The following is a 17,073-nucleotide window of genomic DNA, read 5'->3' as shown; positions in this document are numbered from 1 at the left end:
CGGGCCGCGTCCGGCCGCGCATCGCGCCGCGAGCGTGACGTAGCGAACACAGCAAGCGGGCCCGCGGCGCGGGCCGCCGCTGCGTTACTGCGTCGCCGCAAATCCCAGCGACAGCGCGCCGATCACGATCAGGCTCGACGCCCATACCGCGTCGAGATTGAACCAGCTCTTCGACACGAACGCGAGCCCGACGTAGCGGTACACGAGCCACGCGAGCGCGCCGCCGGTGGCGATCATCGCGGCCGCGTGGACTGCCGCCACCGTGAGCGCCATCCCGACGTGCAGCGCCGCGAGCGCGGCGGCCGCACGATGACCGGGATCGTCATCGAGCCCGCAGAGCCCGAGATAGATCGGCACGAGCATCAGCCCGGCCCCATGCGCGATCGCGATGGCGAACGACCATAAGCCGAGCCGCGCCGGCGCGATTCGCGCGAGCGCGCGCGGGTGTCGCCGCCGCATCAGCAGCGCGATGCCGAAGCCGATCACGACGGCGCTCGCACCGATGCGGATCGTCGCTTGCCAGGCGAGTAGCGCGGCAAGCAGTCCGAACGGCAGCATCACCGCGAAGACGGCAAGCGCATGCCCGAGTGCGAGGTAGCCGAGGGCCGCGACGAGCGCGCGGGCGCGTCGCGCCATCAGCGCGTTCGACACGGCGAGCGGCCAGCCCATCGCGGGATTGAGCCCGTGATAGACGCCGCTTGCAGCGACGGCCGCCCACAGCGCGAGCTGCGGCGCGGCGTGCGGATCGAGCGCGCCGCTCAACGTCCGACCGACGGATAGCAGAACGAGTCGGTCGAACAGTCGCCGCCTTCGAGCCGGATCTGATGCGCGCGATAGCCGTCGGGGAATTCGACCCAGAAGTCGTCGGCCAGCGTCAGCCCGCCGTCCGGGCCTGCGTGGGCGAGCACCTGCGCGGCCGGCACGCCGTCCGGATAGAACTGGTCGTCCCACGTCGAGTAGAGCGAATTGGTCCAGTACACGCGCCGGCCGTCGCGGCTGATCTCGACCATCTGCGGGCCGCCGGCGAACGGGCGGCCGTTCGGATGCGGCGCGCGGCGCGCGATGCCGCCGATTCGTACCGAGCCCGCGAGCCTCGGATGGTGCGGATCGGACACGTCGTACTGACGCATCTCGCCGGTGCCCCAGCACGACACGTAGAGAAAGCGGTCGTCGAGCGACAGATCGATGTCGGTGACGAGCGGCGGCACCGCGCCGAACGGCTTCAGCAGCGGCGGCAATTCGTCGGCCGCGGCGGGCTCGGGCGCGATCGTCGCGGTCTTTTTCGCGTGGAACGTGCCGCCTTCGCGCCACCACGTCCAGATCGAGCCTTCGAGATTGGTCGTGTCGATCACGACGCCGACGAATCCGTATTCGCGCACCGGATCGTGCGCGGGACGCACTTCGAGCGCCATCTGATGATGCGCGCCGAGATCGATCGTCTGCACGTTGCGCCGCGCGCGCAGATCCCAGAAATGCAGCCGGTGTCCGTACCGGTTCGCGAGCAGGTCGTCGGGCACGATGCCATTCTCGAACTGCGGCGGCAGCGCCCATTCGCTCGACACCATGTAGTCGCGCGGCAGGTTCCACCAGAAGTCGTAATGCTTGTCCTGCGGCCCGCGATCGATCTCCCAGCGGCCGAGCACGTCGAACGTCTCGCAGTCCATGATGAAGATGCCGGGCGCGGCGTCGGTGCCGTCCTTGCCCGCGCCGCCGAGCGTGCTGACGTAGATGCCTTCCGGGCCGCAATGCACGGTATGTGGGCGCGAATAGCCGGTCTTGCGGAAGATCTCGTCGGGCTCGACGATCTTGTGGATGCGCGCCTGCGTCGGATGCGGTTTCGTGTCGATCACGTAGACGCGCGACGAACGCAGGCCGGGGATGATCAGATAGCGGCGCTCGAGAAACGCATGGCCCGTGAGCGGCGACAGCGCGGACGAGCATGCATTCCAGCCGAAGTGGTGAAACTCGTCGCCGGTATTCGGCATCGTGACCGTATGCACGATCTTGCCGTAGGTCGGCGAGCCGTGCTGCACGTCGATCACGGCGAGCGCGTCGGGTCTGGAAAAATCGGGACTCAGCAACAACGTATAGGCGAATGCTTCGGGCGGTGCCTGCATCGCGAGCTCGGGCGATGCGTGAAACGTCGGGTCAGGCCGCATGTTCATGAGAAGCCCCCTCGGTGATGCGCGCGCGTCGGCGCGGCAATTCGGCAATTCGGCGCTTCGGCAGGCAATCGCGCGATCGCGGCCGGCTGCTGCGCGCGCAGACGGAACGATGTTCAGGCAGACGTCGAACGTATCGTCGCGCACGCCGGCATGGCGGCACCGGGCGCGATGATGACGCGTGCCTAAGTGTAGTCGAGAAACGCGCGGCGAGCCGGGCGCGCGGCGGCGTGCCGGCTTCGCGTGCGAGTGCGATACTTGCCGCAGCGGCCGTTGCGGACGGAAAGGGTCCGGAACGGCGAAACCGATCGGACGAGCCGGCGCGCGCATGCCGGCTCCGTTCATTGACAGGAGTGGATTCGATGGCGAACGAGATGCTTGAAACGGCGACGCTCGGAGGCGGGTGCTTCTGGTGCACGGAGGCCGTGTTTCTCGACGTGGACGGCGTGACGGCCGTGCAGTCCGGCTATGCGGGCGGTCATACGCGCAATCCCGGCTATCGCGACGTCTGCGACGGCGACACCGGTCACGCGGAAGTCGTCAACGTGACGTTCGACCCGTCGCGTATCGGCTACCGCGAGATTCTGGAAATCTTCTTCGCGACGCACGATCCGACGCAGCTGAACCGGCAGGGCAACGATGTCGGTACGCAGTACCGCTCGGTCGTGTTCACGCATTCGGACGCGCAGCGCGACACCGCGCTCGACGTGATCCGCGAGCTCGAGCGCGAACAGGTGTTCGGGCAGCCGATCGTCACCGAAGTCGTGCCGCTCGACGGCAACTACTGGCCGGCCGAGGACTATCACCAGAACTATTACGCGCGCAATCCGGGGCAGGGCTATTGCGCAGTCGTGATCGGGCCGAAGCTCGCGAAGTTCCGCCAGAAATTCGCGCACCGGCTGAAGTCGCAGCGCGGCGCGTAAGCGGCGCTGCGCACCGTTGTCGCGTGGCGCGCTCGCGCTACGCGGCTTCGCTGCGCCAGTGCGCGCAGGCCGCCGCGATTTCGCGCGCGAGCGCGATGCACGACAGCGGCGCGGAGCCTTCGGCCTTGTTGTTGATCGTGATGATCACCGGCTGCCCGGCGAGCGCATAGCGGGCGGCCAGTTCGGCAAGCGCCGACCGCGTGGCCGGATCTTCGTCGACGAGCTTGTCGAACGGTTCGTACTTCGCTTTCGCCTGTTCGTACTTGAAGCCGCCGTGCAGGCTCCAGCGCACGATCAGCGGCCCCGGTGCGTCGCCGTCGAGCAGCGCGAGCGCGGCTGCCTGGCGCAGCGGATCGGGCATCCGCGCGTGCAGGCCCACGCAGTAGCGCACGCCGTGCGCGGCGAGCGTGCGGATGAAGCGCGGCGTGAGCAGGCTCGCGTCGCGGATCTCGATCGCGTAGCGCGGACCGTCTGCCTCGGGCGGCAACGGCGGCAGTGCCGCGAAGAACGCCGACAACCGCTCGATCAGCGCGGCCGGCTCGGCCAGCAACCGGTCGGGCAGCGGCGAGAACTGGAACACGAGCACGCCGGCCTTCTTGCCGAGTCCTTCGAGGCATGGACGCACGAACTCGTCGGCGGCGAGCGACGCATCGAGGAAGGTCGGATTCGGTCCGGACGGCTCGCCGCGATGGCCGCGCACGACCGCATCGGTGACCGACGCGGGCGCCTTCACGACGAAGCGGAAATCGTCGGGCACCTGCTGGGCGTAGCGCAGATAGTCGGCGACGGACAGCGGCGCGTAGAACGACCGGTCGAGGCTTACGCTTTTCAGGAGCGGATGCGCGCCGTACGCTTCGAGTCCTTCGCGCGACAGCTTCGTCTGCGCGAAATCGCCGTCGAAGACGATGCCGTTCCAGCCGGGGAAATACCACGACGACGTGCCGAGCCGCACGTTCGGCGGCAATGCGGCGGCCGCGGCGGCGACCTCGGGCGCGACCGGCGCAGGCGGCACGCCGCGTCGTCGCGCGCGCTTGCGCGGTTCGGGCGGCGGCGCGGGATCGTCCCAGAGCATGCCGGTAGACGGCGGTGCGGCCGCTTCGTCGTCGCGTGCGGCGTTGCCCGCGTCGGATGCGGCGCTCGGTCGGGCAGGCTTCGGCGCACGCGGCGCGCGCGTCGCGTGCGCCCGTGCATCGTCGGTATCGGCTGCGTCGTGTGACGACGCGTGCACATCGTCCGGCGACGGCAGCGCGCCGAACAGATCGAACTGCCCGTCGGCGCGCGCGTCGTGCGCTTCGTCTTGCCGTCGCTGCGGCGTGCTGCTGCGCCGCGTGCTGCCGTCACCCATGCATGCCCTGCGTGAAGCGCCGCCTAGCGCGGCAGCGCATGTTCGTACATATAGCGCCGCGACCACGGCAGCGTTTTCGCGCTGCGGCCGGCCTTGCGGCACACGATCTGGAAGATCGACACGTCGTCGTGTTCGAAGGCATAGGCGCAGCCGGCCAGATAGACGCGCCAGATGCGGAATTTTTCGTCGTCGACGAGCTTGCGCGCCTCGTCGGCCTTCGCTTCGAAGTTCTCGGTCCAGATCTCCAGCGTGCGCGCATAGTGTCGCCGCAGGCTTTCGATGTCAACGGCCTCGAGGCCGCCGCGCTGCGCCGCTTCGAGCGCGAGGCTGATGTGCGGCAGCTCGCCGTCCGGGAACACGTAGCGGTCGATGAATTCGCCGCCGCCGAGCGCCGTTTCGCCGCTTTCCGCGTCGGTCGACGTGATGCCGTGGTTCATCGCGATGCCGTCGTCGACGAGCAGTTCGCGGATCCGCGAGAAGTACAGCGGCAGGTTCTTGCGGCCGACGTGCTCGAACATCCCGACGCTCGTGATGCGATCGAACTGGCCTTCGATCTCGCGATAGTCCTGCAGGCGGATCTCGATGCGATCCTCCAGGCCGGCCGCCTTCACGCGTTCGGTCGCGAGATCGAACTGGTTCTGCGAGAGCGTGACGCCCACGCACTGCGCACCGAACTTCTGCGCGGCGCGCAGCACGAGCGCGCCCCAGCCGCAGCCGATGTCGAGCAGCCGCTGGCCGGGCTCGAGGCGGATCTTCGTCAGGATGTGGTCGATCTTCTTGATCTGCGCGGTGCCGAGATCCTCGTCGCCGTTCTCGAAGTACGCACACGAATACACCATGTTCTCGTCGAGCCACAGCTTGTAGAACTCGTTCGACACGTCGTAGTGGTACTGGATCGCCTTCTTGTCGGTGCTCTTCGTATGATTGAAGTAGCGCTTCACGCGCGCGAGCTTGCTCGCGCTCGTGACGGTGCTGCGCGCGAGCGAATAGCCGATGTTGATGATGTCCGACAGCTTGCCTTCGATGTCGATCTTGCCCTTCACGTACGCCTCGCCGAGATTGTCGAGGCTCGGTTCGAGCAGCAGCGGCAGCGCCGACGCGTTGTTGACCTTCAGCGTGACCTGCGGCGCGCTGAAATTGCCGAAATCGAGTTGTTCGCCATTCCACAGCACGAGGCGCGCCGGTATGTTCGCCTTCGCCCGTACTTCGTCCGCCCACTGTGCCAGCTTCTTTTCCCAGAACATTTGGATTCTCCGTTTGTTCGTTGAATCGAATACAGCCAAGTATCTTGACCGGCGCGCCGCGCTGCGACGCGCCCGGATGCAACACGTGATGCGGCCGGCGGCACGCCGGCGCCGCGCTTACGGCGACAGTCGCGAGATCGTCCAGCCGTGCGGTGCCGCGGCATCGCGCGTGTAGACCAGACGATCGTGCAGCCGCGACGGGCGGCCCTGCCAGAATTCCAGCGTATCGGGCACGACGCGATAGCCGCCCCAGTGCGGCGGGCGCGGCGGGTCGTCGCCGTAGCGCTCGCTGAATGCTTTCTCGCGCGCTTCGAGCGTCGCGCGGCTGTCGATCACGGCGCTCTGCTCGGACGCCCATGCACCGATGCGCGAGCCGACCGGACGCGAGGCGAAATAGCGATCGCTTTCGTCGGCGCTCGTCTTCTCGACGCGGCCTTCGATGCGCACCTGGCGCTCGAGCTCGATCCAGTAGAACAGCAGCGCCGCGTACGGATGCGCAGCGAGATCGCGGCCCTTGCGGCTTTCGTAGTTGGTGAAGAAGACGAACCCGCGCTCGTCGACGCCCTTGACGAGCACGATGCGCGCCGACGGCCGACCGTCGGCACCGACAGTCGCGAGCGTCATCGTGTTCGGCTCCGGAAGCTTGGCGGCGAGCGCCTCGTTGAACCAGCGGTCGAACTGGGCGAACGGATCGGGGGCGGCATCGGCTTCGTCGAGCGAAGCGCGCGAATAGTTGATGCGGAGATCGGCGAGAGTCGTCATGTTATGCAAACGCTTCAATCGGGGGCCAGTATAGCGAACGCGGAAGAATCGTGCGTGCACAGCGGCGCGTCGCGGCGGGGAGATCAGGCAAAATAGAGGCTGTACGACTTACGTTTTCCTTTCTTCATGTCAGCCGCCGACACCGTCCCGCCGAATTTCTCCGATCTTACCCCGAGCCCGACGATCCAGCTTGACGCGGATCGCGCGCGGCGCTTCGGCGGCATCGCGCGGCTGTACGGCGCACCGGCGCTCGCTGCGTTCGAGCGCGCGCATGTCGCGGTGATCGGCATCGGCGGCGTCGGCTCGTGGACGGCCGAGGCGCTCGCGCGCAGTGCGATCGGTACGCTGACGCTGATCGATCTCGACAACGTCGCGGAGAGCAATACCAACCGGCAGATCCACGCGCTCGACGGCAATTACGGCAAGCCGAAGGTCGATGCGATGGCCGAGCGCATCGCGCTGATCGATCGCGCCTGCCGCGTGAACCGCATCGAGGATTTCGCGGAACCGGACAACTTCGACGCGCTGCTCGGCGGCGGCTTCGACTACGTGATCGATGCGATCGACAGCGTGCGCACGAAGGTCGCGCTGATCGCATGGTGCGTCGCGAAAGGGCAGCCGCTCGTGACGGTCGGCGGTGCCGGCGGCCAGCTCGACCCGACGCGCATTCGCATCGACGATCTCGCGCTGACGATCCAGGATCCGCTGCTCTCGAAGGTGCGCGCGCAGCTGCGCAAGCAGCACGGCTTTCCGCGCGGGCCGAAGGCGCGCTTCAAAGTCAGCGCCGTTTATTCGGACGAGCCGCTGATCTATCCGGACGCGCCCGCGTGCGATATCGAGGACGGCGCGGAGCCGTCGACGGCCGCGCACGTCGCGGGGCTGAACTGCGCGGGATTCGGTTCGAGCGTCTGCGTGACGGCGAGCTTCGGGTTCGCGGCGGCCGCGCATGCGTTGCGCGCGATCGCAGCGCGCGCGGCGGGGTAGCAGGGGAGAGGGCGCCGGCGTTGCGCGCCGGCCGGGAGCGCGCACATGCCGCGCGACGGCGGTGCGTGCGAACAGCGCAGGAGCAGCGTGCGCACAAGCAGAAGGCCGGCCGCTGCGGCGCCCGGCTTCCCGCCTGCCGCGCTCAGTTGAGCGCCATGCTCAGCTTGCGTCGCCACGCGGCGACGAGATCCGGCCGGTCGGCGGCCAGCTCGAACACCGAGATCATCGTGCGGCGGCCGAGGTCGTCGCCATACGTGCGGTCGCGCGTGACGATTTCCAGCAGCTGCTCGAGCGCGCCTTCGTATGCGCGCCGCGCGATCAGGCTTTGCGCGAGATCGAAACGCGCGTCGAGATCGCCGGGATTCGCCGCGATGCGCGCTTCGAGCGCGTCGGTCGGCGGCAGGTCGGCCGTTGCGTCGAGCGCGTCGAAACGGGTCTTGATGGCCTGATAGCGCGGATCGGCGCCCTGCACCGTTTGCGGCGACAGCCGCTCGGCTTCCGCGCGCGCGTCGTCGATCCGGTTGCTCGCGAGGAGCAATTCGATCAGGTCGAGCCGCGCATCGTCGAAACCGGGATTCAGCGCGAGCGCCGCTTCGAGGTGCGCGAGCCCGTCGTCGAAGCGCGCTTCCGCGATCGCGATCTGCGCGGCGCGGCGCTCGGCTTCTTCGGGCGCCGGCAGCAGCCGGTCGAGGAACGCGCGCAACTGGCCTTCCGGCAGCACGCCGATGAACTGGTCGACGGGGCGACCATCGGCGAACGCGATCACGTGCGGAATGCTGCGCGTCTGGAAATGCGCGGCGAGTTCCTGGTTCTCGTCGACGTTCACCTTCACGAGCTTCCAGCGGCCCGCGTAATCGCGTTCGAGCTTTTCGAGGAGCGGGCCGAGCGTCTTGCACGGGCCGCACCACGGCGCCCAGAAGTCGACCAGCACGGGCGTGTCCAGCGACGCCTCGATGACGTCTCTTTCGAAAGTGGCTAGCGTGGTGTCCATGTCGTTCCCTGCGGTTCGGATGTCGTCAGATTGGGGGCAGCTTGCGCGCTTTTCAACGCGGCTTCGATTCCGGTAACGGAATCCATTCCGTTTCGCCCGGTACCTTGCCCATCTCCTGGCGCGTCCATGCGAGCTTCGCGCGCTCGATCGCGTCGCGGCTGCTCGCGACGAAGTTCCATTCGATGAAGCGTTCGCCGTCGATCCGGTCGCCGCCGAGCAGCATCGCGCGTGCGCCGCCGTCGCTCGTCAGCGTGACGTTTGCGCCCGGCGTGAGCACGGCCATCTGCTCGGCCGCAAGCGGCGTGCCGTCGACCGCGAGATCGCCGTCCACCACATACACCGCGCGCTCCTCGTGCGACGCGTCGAGCGCGAGGCGGCCGCCGGCCGCGAACTCGGCCGCGACGTAGAGCGTGCGCGAGAACGTCGTGACGGGCGAACGCAGCCCGAACGCGTCGCCGGCGATCACCGTCAGCGACACGCCGTTTTCGGTGCGCTTCGGCAGCGTGTCGGCCGCATGGTGCTCGAACGACGGCTCGACGGTTTCATGCGTGCGCGGCAGCGCGACCCAGGTCTGGATCCCGTGCACGGTGTGGCCGCTCGCGCGCTGCGCGGCCGGCGTGCGTTCCGAGTGCACGATCCCGCGGCCGGCCGTCATCCAGTTCACGTCGCCCGGCACGATTTCCTGCAGCGAGCCGAGACTGTCGCGGTGCAGGATCGCGCCGTCGAACAGGTAGGTGACGGTCGCCAGGCCGATGTGCGGATGCGGCCGCACGTCGAGGCCGGTGCCGGGCGGCAGCGTGGCCGGCCCCATGTGATCGAAGAAGATGAACGGGCCGACGAGCCGCGCGGCGAGCGCGGGCAGCGTGCGGCGCACCTGCAGGTTGCCGACGTCGCGCACGTGCGGCTTCAGCAGGGCATGGATCGGGGCGGTCATGGCGAGTCCTGTGGGGCGGCGAAGATGCGGACCATTGTACCGGCCGGCGCCGATTCGCAGGTCTTGCGCACGGATGCGATTCCACGCGCGCCACGCGGGTATCGGAGCGGGCCGCACGCGAACGCGGTTAGACTCGCCGTTTCGGAACGACATTCGACACGCGAGGAGACGCCGATGATGGCCCCGAAGGATTTGTTGCTGGCGTTGGTCGTGATCCTCGCATGGGGCGTGAACTTCGTCGTGATCAAGGTCGGCCTGCACGGGATGCCGCCGATGCTGCTCGGCACGCTGCGCTTCACACTCGCGGCCGTGCCGGCCGTGTTCTTCGTGCGCCGTCCGCAGATTCCGTGGCGGATGCTCGTACTGTACGGCGCGACGATCCAGCTCGGCCAGTTCGTGTTTCTGTTCACCGGCATGTACGTCGGGATGCCGGCCGGCCTCGCGTCGCTCGTGCTGCAGTCGCAGGCGTTCTTCACGCTCGTGTTCGCGATGCTGTTTCTCGGCGAGCGCCTGCGCGTGCAGAACCTGATCGGTCTCGCGATCGCCGCCGCAGGGCTCTTCGTGATTGCATCGCAGGGCGGCCGCGCAATGACGCTCGCCGGTTTCCTGCTGACGATCGCGTCGGCGGCGATGTGGGCGTTCGGCAATATCGTCACGAAGAAGGTCGGCAGCGCGAATCTCGTGTCGCTCGTCGTCTGGGCGAGCCTCGTGCCGCCCGTGCCGTTCTTCGCGCTGTCGCTGTGGTTCGAAGGGCCGCAGCGAATCGGCGCCGCGTTGGCCGCGCTCAACGTCTCGTCGATCTTCGCGGTCGTCTATCTCGCGTTCGTTGCGACGCTGCTCGGCTACGGGCTCTGGAGCCGCCTGATGTCGCGCTATCCGGCCGCGCAGGTCGCGCAGTTTTCGCTGCTGGTGCCGATCGTCGGGCTTGCATCGTCCGCGCTGCTGCTCGACGAGCACCTGACGTCTGCGCAGCTGATCGGCGCGGCGCTCGTGATGGGCGGGCTCGCGGTGAACGTCTTCGGCGGGAAGCTGATGCGCCGCTTCGCGGCGTCGTGAGGCGCGCCGGCACGCGCGTGACGTGCCGGCGGCGATGCGGCCGTCAGGCCATGCGGTTCTTCGCGAGCGGCGGATTCGCGGCGAAGTAGCGCTTGATGCCGCGGAAGATCGCGTCGGCCATCTGGTCGCGATAGCTGTCGTCGTTGAGCCGGCGCTCTTCGTCCGGGTTGCTGATGAACGCGGTCTCGACGAGGATCGACGGAATGTCGGGCGCCTTCAGCACCGCGAATCCCGCCTGCTCGACCGAGCCCTTGTGCAGCTTGTTGATGCTGCCGACTTCCTTCAGCACGTAGTTGCCGTAGCGCAGCGAATCGCGGATCTGCGCCGTGGTCGACATGTCGAACAGCGCGCGGCTCACCGCCGCGTCCTGCGTCTTGATGTTGATCCCGCCGATCAGATCGGACGCGTTCTCCTTGTTCGCGAGCCAGCGCGCGGCCGCGCTCGACGCGCCGTGATCCGACAGCGCGAACACCGACGAGCCGCGCGCGGACGGCGTCGTGAATGCGTCGGCGTGGATCGACACGAACAGATCGGCGCCGACGCGGCGCGCCTTTTGCACGCGCACGTTCAGCGGCACGAAGAAGTCGGCGTCGCGCGTCATCATCGCGCGCATGTTCGGCGCGGCATCGATCTTCGCGCGCAGCTTCTTCGCGATGTCGAGCGCGATGTGCTTCTCGTACGTGCCGGCGCCGCCGATCGCGCCCGGATCCTCGCCGCCGTGGCCCGGATCGATCGCGACGGTCAGCAGCCGCACGGTGCTGCCCTTGCCGGACTTCGGCGCGGTGAACTTGTAGGCATCGGCGTCGTCGTCGCCGTCGTCGCGGCGCGCGATCACGGGCGGCGGCTTGACGGCCGGCTTCGCGGGCGCCGAAGGCGCGGCCGGCGGCGTGTGCGGCGCAGCCGGCGTGTTCTGCGCGAAGCGCTGGAAGAACGCGTCGCTGTTGTCGCTCGGCGCGGGCGCGGCCGCCGGGCCGTTCAGCGCGGTCGGCGGCTGCATCTGCTGCGCGCGCGCCGCATCGTTCAACGCCTGCTCCTTGCGTTCGGTCTGCGCGATCAGGTCGGTCAGCGGATCGGGCGCGACGGCCGGATACAGATCGAACACGAGCCGGTACTTGTAGGTGCCGACCGGCGGCAGCGTGAACACCTGCGGCTTCACCGAGCCTTTCAGGTCGAACACCATGCGCACGACGTGCGGCTGATACTGGCCGACGCGCACCGATTGAATCTGCGGATCGTTCGGCGCGATCTTCGACACGAGGTCGCGCAGCGCCTGGTCGAGTTCGAGGCCGGTCAGGTCGACGACGAGCCGGTCGGGACCCTGCAGCAGCTGTTGGCTATTCTGCAGCGGCTGATCGGATTCGATCGTCACGCGCGTGTAATCGCGTGCGGGCCACACGCGCACGCCGAGCACCGACGACGCGTGCGCGAGCCGCGGCGCGACGAGGCCGAGCACCAGCGTGGAGGCGCCCGCGCAAAGAATCTGACGGCGCCGCCAGTTGTGCGTCGCGGTGGCCGCCGATTCGATCGAGCGGAACGGTTTGATCAACATCTTTCGAGACATGCGTTTCCTGAAGCGCTATACGCCCGGACGGTGAGGGCGCGGCCGTCGCCGTCCACGTCGAGCGAGAAGACCAGATCGGGCACGCCGAGCAGGGTGCCCGCCTGTTGCGGCCATTCGACGAGACAGATCGCGCTGGAATTGAAATATTCGCGAAAGCCTGCATCGGACCATTCGGCCGGATCGTTGAATCGATACAGATCGAAGTGATAGACCTCGAGTTCCCCGTCGTCGCGTTCGAGCGCGTACGGTTCGACGAGCGTATAGGTCGGGCTGCGCACGCGGCCGCGGTGGCCGAGGCCGCGCAGGATCGCGCGCACGAGGGTCGTCTTGCCGGCGCCGAGATCGCCGACGAGCTGGATCTGCAGCCCGTCGAACGCGTGGGCGCGTGCGAGTTCGCTGCGCGCCGCGTCGAGCGCGTGCGCGAAGCGGATGCCGAACGCCTCGGTCGCCGCTTCGTCGGCCAGCGCGATCACGCGCGCGGCGAGCGGGGCCGGCAGCGTGACGGCATGGGACGGATGGTTGGGCGTGGCTGGCATTCTCGTAAAATAGTGCGATGAACCGATTACCGGAACTCGCCGCATCCGACCGAACTTCGACTCGTGACGAAGGCGCGGCGTCGTGCGCGCTCGACGATGCGGCGTTGACTGCGCTCGCCGTGCGCATCAGGGCGTGGGGGCGCGAATTGGGTTTCGGGGCGATCGGGATTAGCGACACCGATCTCTCGGATGCCGAAGCAGGCCTCGCCGCCTGGCTGGAAGCCGGTTGCCACGGCGAGATGGATTATATGGCCAAACACGGGATGAAACGTGCGCGGCCGGCCGAACTTGTGGCCGGTACGCGACGCGTGATTTCCGCGCGGCTCGCGTATCTGCCGGCCGACACGCTGGCCGGCGACGCGTCCGGCAGCTCCGACTGGCGCGCACGCGAACGCGCGCGGCTCGACGATCCTCAGGCGGCCGTCGTGTCGATTTATGCGCGCGGCCGCGATTATCACAAGGTGTTGCGCAACCGGCTGCAGACGCTCGCCGAGCGCATCGAGCGCGAGATCGGCGCATTCGGCCATCGCGTCTTTACCGATTCGGCGCCGGTGCTCGAAGTCGAGCTCGCGCAGAAGGCCGGGGTCGGCTGGCGCGGCAAGCACACGCTGCTGCTGCAGCGCGATGCGGGTTCGCTGTTCTTCCTCGGCGAGATCTACGTCGACATTCCGCTGCCGACCGACGCACAGACGTCGCCGGACGCGGCGCCCGAGTCGCCCGGCGCGCATTGCGGCAGTTGCACGCGCTGCATCGACGCGTGTCCGACCGGCGCGATCGTCGAGCCGTATCGCGTCGACGCGCGCCGCTGCATCTCGTATCTGACGATCGAGCTGAAGGGCAGCATTCCCGAGCCGCTGCGGCCGCTGATCGGCAATCGCGTGTACGGCTGCGACGACTGTCAGCTCGTGTGTCCGTGGAACAAGTTCGCGCAGGCCGCGCCGGTGGCCGACTTCGACGTGCGGCACGGGCTCGATCGCGCGACGCTCGTCGAGCTGTTCGGCTGGGATGCCGGCGAATTCGACACGCGGATGCAGGGCAGCGCGATCCGCCGCATCGGCTACGAAAGCTGGCTGCGCAATCTCGCGGTCGGGCTCGGCAATGCGCTGCGCGCGCCCGCGCAGCGGCTCGCGCCCGAGGCGCGCGATGCGATCGTGGCCGCGCTGCGCGCGCGCGCCGACGATCCGTCGCCGATCGTGCGCGAACATGTCGAGTGGGCGCTGCGTGCCGCGTGAAGGCGGCGTAAAGTGTCGTCGGCGCGTGAGCGCGACGCGTGCGCGACGGCCTTGGCCGGCGGGATGCGCGTCGCATTGGCGCCGGCGACGGTGAGGAGAATGCCATGTTCAACGCAGTAATCGACGCGCCGTTCGGCAAGGTCGGCATCCGCACGGATGCGGCCGCGGTGCGCGAAATCGTCTATCTGCCCGAATCGGTGAAGTCCGTCGCGCCGGACACGCCGCTCGCGAAGCGCGCGGCCGAGCAGATCGAGCGGTATTTCGAGCGCGCGTCCGCCCGTTTCGACCTGCCGCTCGCACCGGTCGGCAGCGCATTCCAGCACCGCGTGTGGGACGTGATCAGCGATATTCCGCCTGGCACCGTGCTGACGTACGGGCAGGTCGCGAAGCGGATCGGCAGCGCGCCGCGCGCGGTCGGCCAGGCATGCGGCGCGAACTATTTTCCGCTGGTGATCCCGTGTCACCGCGTCGTCGCGGCGAGCGGGCTCGGCGGCTTCGCGAATCACGACGACGGCGGCTATTACCTGAAAGTGAAGCGCTGGCTGCTGGCGCACGAGGGCGTGCCGTACCGATGAGCGAACCGCTGCTTTCTCCCGAAGCCGACGAGGGTACCGCCGCGCCGTCGCCCGCGCTGCTCGCGAGCCGCGCGTCGATCGACCTGTTCTGCGATGCGCTGTGGCTCGAGCACGGGCTCGCGCGCAACACGCTCGATGCGTACCGGCGCGACCTGACGCTGTTTTCGCAATGGCTCGCGGCGACGCACGACGCGGCGCTCGACGCGGCCGACGAAACGATGCTGACCGGCTATATCGCCGCCCGCAGGGACGGCAAGGCGACGTCGTCGAACCGGCGGCTGTCGGTGTTTCGCCGCTATTACGGCTGGGCCGTGCGCGAGCATCGCGCGAGTGCCGATCCGACGCTGCGCATCGCGTCCGCGAAGCAGGCGGCGCGGTTCCCGTCGACACTGTCCGAGGCGCAGGTCGAAGCGTTGCTCGGCGCGCCCGACATCGCGACACCGCTCGGGCTGCGCGATCGCACGATGCTCGAGCTGATGTATGCGAGCGGGCTGCGCGTGAGCGAACTCGTCACGCTGAAGACGGTCGAGGTCGGGCTCAACGAAGGCGTCGTGCGCGTGATGGGCAAGGGCTCGAAGGAGCGGCTCGTGCCGTTCGGCGAGGTCGCGCACGGCTGGATCGAACGCTACCTGCGCGAGGCGCGGCCCGCGCTGCTCGGCGCGCGCGCGGCCGACGCGCTGTTCGTGACGGCGCGCGGCGACGGGATGACGCGTCAGCAGTTCTGGAACATCATCAAGCGCCACGCGCAGCAGGCGGACGTACGTGCGCATCTGTCGCCGCACACGCTGCGGCACGCGTTCGCGACGCATCTGCTGAACCACGGCGCGGACCTGCGCGTCGTGCAACTGCTGCTCGGTCACGCGGACATCTCGACCACGCAGATCTATACGCACGTCGCTCGCGAGCGCCTGCGCACGCTGCACGCGCAGCATCATCCGCGGGGTTGAGCGCCGGCGGCGCTGGGGACTCGCGCGCGGGCCGGGCATCGGTGAGGGCGCTAAGGGTGCTGAGGGCGATGCGCGCGGCCCGCGCCGGTCTGCCGTGCGACGTCGACTGGCGATTGCCGCCGTGCACGGTCGAGCGCAACGCCTGCGCCCGCCTCATGCCAGCTCGCGCAGCTTGTGTTTGAGCACCTTGCCGGTCGACGCGGCCGGCAGCGCATCGAGCACGCGGATGCGCGCGGGGCGCTTGTACGGCGCGAGCCGCTCCGCGCACCACGCGTGCAGCGTCGCGTCGGTTGCCGTCGCGCCGGGCGCCAGCTCGACGAACGCGAGCACTTCCTCGTTGCCTTCGACGGGGCGCCCGATTACCGCGGCCTGCACGACGTCCGGATGCGAGTTCAGCGCCTGCTCGACTTCGACCGGATACACGTTGAAGCCCGAGCGGATGATCAGCTCCTTGCTGCGGCCGACGATCGTCACCGCGCCGTCGGCATCCTGCCGCGCGAGATCGCCGGTGCTCAGCCAGCCGTCCGGCGACACGGCCGCGCGCGTCGCGTCGGCGTTGCGGTAGTAGCCGAGCATCACGTTCGGCCCGCGCACGCGAATCTCGCCGACTTCGCCGCGCGGCACGTGGGCGCCGTCGGGCCCGACGATGCGCATTTCGATGCCGGGAATCGGCATGCCGACCGAGCAGTCGGCGCGCGGCGCATCGAGCGGCGTTTGCGTGATCGTCGGGCTGCTTTCGGTCATGCCGTAGCCGTTGTGCAGCGGGATGCCGTAGACGCGCTCGACGCGCGCCTTCAGCGCGGCGTCGAGCGGCGAGCCGCCCGAATACGCGAAGCGCAGCCGCGGCGCATGCCATGCATGGCCGTGCGTGCGCAGGTGCTCGATCAGCTTCGCATGCATCGCGGGCACGCCCTGGAAGATCGTCACGCCCTCGTCGGCCAGCGCGACGCGCACGGCTTCGGGCGAAAAACGGGGCGCGAGCCGCAGCGTCGCGCCGGCATAGAGGCTGCCGAGACAGACCGACGCGAGCCCATAGACGTGCGACACGGGCAGCACCGCATAGACGATGTCGTCCGGCGACACGCGCCGCAGCGTGCTCGACATCGCCGCGATGAACAGCAGGTTGCGGTGCGACAGCATCACGCCTTTCGGTGTGCCGGTCGTGCCGGTCGTATAGATCAGCGCCGCGCACTGGGCGGCGCCGTCGGCGGCCACCGGTTCGCTGCCGGCGTGGGCGTCGAGCCGATACGACCATGCGCCGATGTCGACGGGCAGTGCATCGGCACGCACGGCCTCGTGCCGCGCGGCATGCGCGCGAGCGTCGGGCGACGTGTCGGTGACGAACGCGGTCAGCTTCGGGCGCGCATGCGCGGCGATTGCGTCGAGCTCGGCCGCCGACAGCCGCGCGTTCGATACGAGCGCCCACGCATCGATGCGCGCGGCCGCGAACAGCAGCACGACCTGCGCGACGCTGTTTTCCGCCACGATCATCACGCGATCGCCACCGCGCACGCCGAGCGCCGCGAGCCGCGACGCGACGGCATCGACGGCCTGTGCGAGCTCGGCGTACGAGAGCCGGCGGGCGTCCTCGATCAGCGCGGGCCGCTCGGGCGCCTGGGCGGCCCAGCGCGCGGGCACGTCGGCGATGCGCGGCGGCAGCGCGGCGAGCAGCGCGTCGACGTCGGGCTCGGGTGAACGGATCGATGAGGTCATGGCGTCTCCGGAAAAGGGGCCGGCGGCATCGGCGCGGCGGCATGAGAATGCGAACGATCGTGCCATGACGGCGCGCGCGCCACAATCGGCCGTTCGGTCAATGGCGCT

The 17,073-nt window shown here is 68.9% G+C and carries 16 protein-coding genes; 6 read left to right on the top strand and 10 right to left on the bottom strand.

Annotated features, from left to right (window positions below):
- Nucleotides 1-84: 84 nt before the first annotated feature.
- Together NP80_RS25930 and NP80_RS25925 are read right to left on the bottom strand one after the other, a co-directional pair.
- Complete coding sequence (locus tag NP80_RS25930) at nucleotides 85-762, bottom strand: hypothetical protein (RefSeq protein ID WP_006411423.1); 678 nt, start codon at nucleotides 760-762, stop codon at nucleotides 85-87.
- Nucleotides 759-2,165, bottom strand: coding sequence for a selenium-binding protein SBP56-related protein (locus tag NP80_RS25925; RefSeq protein ID WP_035947883.1), 1,407 nt, complete (start codon nucleotides 2,163-2,165; stop codon nucleotides 759-761). The genes NP80_RS25930 and NP80_RS25925 overlap by 4 nt, the downstream gene beginning before the upstream one ends.
- 359 nt (nucleotides 2,166-2,524) lie before the next feature.
- Between NP80_RS25925 and msrA the strand changes: the two genes are divergently transcribed.
- The gene (msrA, locus tag NP80_RS25920; RefSeq protein WP_006411420.1) at nucleotides 2,525-3,085 is read left to right on the top strand and encodes a peptide-methionine (S)-S-oxide reductase MsrA; all 561 of its coding nucleotides are present in this window, start codon (nucleotides 2,525-2,527) and stop codon (nucleotides 3,083-3,085) included.
- 37 nt (nucleotides 3,086-3,122) lie between these two features.
- Here the strand turns inward: msrA and NP80_RS25915 are convergent, their stop codons facing one another.
- From NP80_RS25915 to pdxH, 3 genes are all read right to left on the bottom strand, one after another.
- Nucleotides 3,123-4,430 (bottom strand): DUF72 domain-containing protein, encoded by a 1,308-nt coding sequence (locus NP80_RS25915; RefSeq protein WP_006406439.1) that lies wholly within the window; start codon nucleotides 4,428-4,430, stop codon nucleotides 3,123-3,125.
- Between the two features lie 23 nt (nucleotides 4,431-4,453).
- The gene (locus NP80_RS25910) at nucleotides 4,454-5,674 is read right to left on the bottom strand and encodes an SAM-dependent methyltransferase (protein WP_006410800.1); all 1,221 of its coding nucleotides are present in this window, start codon (nucleotides 5,672-5,674) and stop codon (nucleotides 4,454-4,456) included.
- 117 nt (nucleotides 5,675-5,791) lie between these two features.
- On the bottom strand, nucleotides 5,792-6,436 hold the full coding sequence (gene pdxH, locus NP80_RS25905) for a pyridoxamine 5'-phosphate oxidase (protein ID WP_006406437.1): 645 nt from the start codon (nucleotides 6,434-6,436) through the stop codon (nucleotides 5,792-5,794).
- Between the two features lie 126 nt (nucleotides 6,437-6,562).
- On the opposite strand from pdxH, the gene tcdA reads away from it, so the two are divergent.
- The gene (gene tcdA, locus NP80_RS25900; protein ID WP_006410798.1) at nucleotides 6,563-7,420 is read left to right on the top strand and encodes a tRNA cyclic N6-threonylcarbamoyladenosine(37) synthase TcdA; all 858 of its coding nucleotides are present in this window, start codon (nucleotides 6,563-6,565) and stop codon (nucleotides 7,418-7,420) included.
- Between the two features lie 142 nt (nucleotides 7,421-7,562).
- On the opposite strand, the gene trxA is transcribed toward tcdA, so the two are convergent.
- Together trxA and NP80_RS25890 are read right to left on the bottom strand one after the other, a co-directional pair.
- Nucleotides 7,563-8,411, bottom strand: coding sequence for a thioredoxin (trxA, locus tag NP80_RS25895; protein ID WP_006406435.1), 849 nt, complete (start codon nucleotides 8,409-8,411; stop codon nucleotides 7,563-7,565).
- A 52-nt stretch (nucleotides 8,412-8,463) separates the two neighbouring features.
- On the bottom strand, nucleotides 8,464-9,345 hold the full coding sequence (locus NP80_RS25890) for a pirin family protein (protein WP_006410801.1): 882 nt from the start codon (nucleotides 9,343-9,345) through the stop codon (nucleotides 8,464-8,466).
- Nucleotides 9,346-9,522: 177 nt separating this feature from the next.
- On the opposite strand from NP80_RS25890, the gene NP80_RS25885 reads away from it, so the two are divergent.
- Nucleotides 9,523-10,401, top strand: coding sequence for an EamA family transporter (locus tag NP80_RS25885; RefSeq protein WP_172488709.1), 879 nt, complete (start codon nucleotides 9,523-9,525; stop codon nucleotides 10,399-10,401).
- Nucleotides 10,402-10,444: 43 nt separating this feature from the next.
- Here NP80_RS25885 and NP80_RS25880 read toward each other — a convergent pair whose 3' ends face one another.
- Together NP80_RS25880 and NP80_RS25875 are read right to left on the bottom strand one after the other, a co-directional pair.
- Nucleotides 10,445-11,962 carry an N-acetylmuramoyl-L-alanine amidase gene (locus NP80_RS25880; protein ID WP_006406432.1) on the bottom strand — a complete coding sequence of 506 codons (1,518 nt, stop codon included), beginning with the start codon at nucleotides 11,960-11,962 and terminating at the stop codon, nucleotides 10,445-10,447.
- Complete coding sequence (locus tag NP80_RS25875; protein ID WP_006410309.1) at nucleotides 11,944-12,498, bottom strand: bifunctional tRNA (adenosine(37)-N6)-threonylcarbamoyltransferase complex ATPase subunit type 1 TsaE/phosphotransferase; 555 nt, start codon at nucleotides 12,496-12,498, stop codon at nucleotides 11,944-11,946. The genes NP80_RS25880 and NP80_RS25875 overlap by 19 nt, the downstream gene beginning before the upstream one ends.
- 17 nt (nucleotides 12,499-12,515) lie before the next feature.
- On the opposite strand from NP80_RS25875, the gene queG reads away from it, so the two are divergent.
- The 3 genes from queG to xerD all read left to right on the top strand — a co-directional run bounded on the left by queG (nucleotide 12,516) and on the right by xerD (nucleotide 15,252).
- On the top strand, nucleotides 12,516-13,730 hold the full coding sequence (gene queG, locus NP80_RS25870; RefSeq protein WP_045594237.1) for a tRNA epoxyqueuosine(34) reductase QueG: 1,215 nt from the start codon (nucleotides 12,516-12,518) through the stop codon (nucleotides 13,728-13,730).
- A gap of 104 nt (nucleotides 13,731-13,834) precedes the next feature.
- A complete protein-coding gene (locus tag NP80_RS25865; protein WP_006410314.1) occupies nucleotides 13,835-14,305 on the top strand; it encodes a methylated-DNA--[protein]-cysteine S-methyltransferase in 471 nt (156 codons plus the stop codon).
- Nucleotides 14,302-15,252, top strand: a complete 951-nt coding sequence (xerD, locus tag NP80_RS25860; protein ID WP_006410310.1) for a site-specific tyrosine recombinase XerD — start codon at nucleotides 14,302-14,304, stop codon at nucleotides 15,250-15,252. The genes NP80_RS25865 and xerD overlap by 4 nt, the downstream gene beginning before the upstream one ends.
- A gap of 153 nt (nucleotides 15,253-15,405) precedes the next feature.
- Here xerD and NP80_RS25855 read toward each other — a convergent pair whose 3' ends face one another.
- Nucleotides 15,406-16,965, bottom strand: coding sequence for a class I adenylate-forming enzyme family protein (locus NP80_RS25855; protein ID WP_006406427.1), 1,560 nt, complete (start codon nucleotides 16,963-16,965; stop codon nucleotides 15,406-15,408).
- Nucleotides 16,966-17,073 lie beyond the last annotated feature (108 nt).

The organism is Burkholderia multivorans ATCC BAA-247, from assembly GCF_000959525.1.
Classification (GTDB): Bacteria; Pseudomonadota; Gammaproteobacteria; order Burkholderiales; family Burkholderiaceae; genus Burkholderia; species Burkholderia multivorans.
Note: the sequence above shows the minus strand (reverse complement) of the source record. Positions and strands in the feature narration are given on the sequence as shown.

Excerpts from the sequence above, each read along its gene's own strand:
- NP80_RS25925 (WP_035947883.1), bottom strand. The coding sequence starts at position 2,165 with ATGAACATGCGGCCTGACCCGACGTTTCACGCATCGCCCGAGCTCGCG.
- msrA (WP_006411420.1), top strand. The coding sequence starts at position 2,525 with ATGGCGAACGAGATGCTTGAAACGGCGACGCTCGGAGGCGGGTGCTTC.
- NP80_RS25915 (WP_006406439.1), bottom strand. The coding sequence starts at position 4,430 with ATGGGTGACGGCAGCACGCGGCGCAGCAGCACGCCGCAGCGACGGCAA.
- NP80_RS25910 (WP_006410800.1), bottom strand. The coding sequence starts at position 5,674 with ATGTTCTGGGAAAAGAAGCTGGCACAGTGGGCGGACGAAGTACGGGCG.
- pdxH (WP_006406437.1), bottom strand. The coding sequence starts at position 6,436 with ATGACGACTCTCGCCGATCTCCGCATCAACTATTCGCGCGCTTCGCTC.
- tcdA (WP_006410798.1), top strand. The coding sequence starts at position 6,563 with ATGTCAGCCGCCGACACCGTCCCGCCGAATTTCTCCGATCTTACCCCG.
- trxA (WP_006406435.1), bottom strand. The coding sequence starts at position 8,411 with ATGGACACCACGCTAGCCACTTTCGAAAGAGACGTCATCGAGGCGTCG.
- NP80_RS25890 (WP_006410801.1), bottom strand. The coding sequence starts at position 9,345 with ATGACCGCCCCGATCCATGCCCTGCTGAAGCCGCACGTGCGCGACGTC.
- NP80_RS25885 (WP_172488709.1), top strand. The coding sequence starts at position 9,523 with ATGGCCCCGAAGGATTTGTTGCTGGCGTTGGTCGTGATCCTCGCATGG.
- NP80_RS25880 (WP_006406432.1), bottom strand. The coding sequence starts at position 11,962 with ATGTCTCGAAAGATGTTGATCAAACCGTTCCGCTCGATCGAATCGGCG.
- NP80_RS25875 (WP_006410309.1), bottom strand. The coding sequence starts at position 12,498 with ATGCCAGCCACGCCCAACCATCCGTCCCATGCCGTCACGCTGCCGGCC.
- queG (WP_045594237.1), top strand. The coding sequence starts at position 12,516 with ATGAACCGATTACCGGAACTCGCCGCATCCGACCGAACTTCGACTCGT.
- NP80_RS25865 (WP_006410314.1), top strand. The coding sequence starts at position 13,835 with ATGTTCAACGCAGTAATCGACGCGCCGTTCGGCAAGGTCGGCATCCGC.
- xerD (WP_006410310.1), top strand. The coding sequence starts at position 14,302 with ATGAGCGAACCGCTGCTTTCTCCCGAAGCCGACGAGGGTACCGCCGCG.
- NP80_RS25855 (WP_006406427.1), bottom strand. The coding sequence starts at position 16,965 with ATGACCTCATCGATCCGTTCACCCGAGCCCGACGTCGACGCGCTGCTC.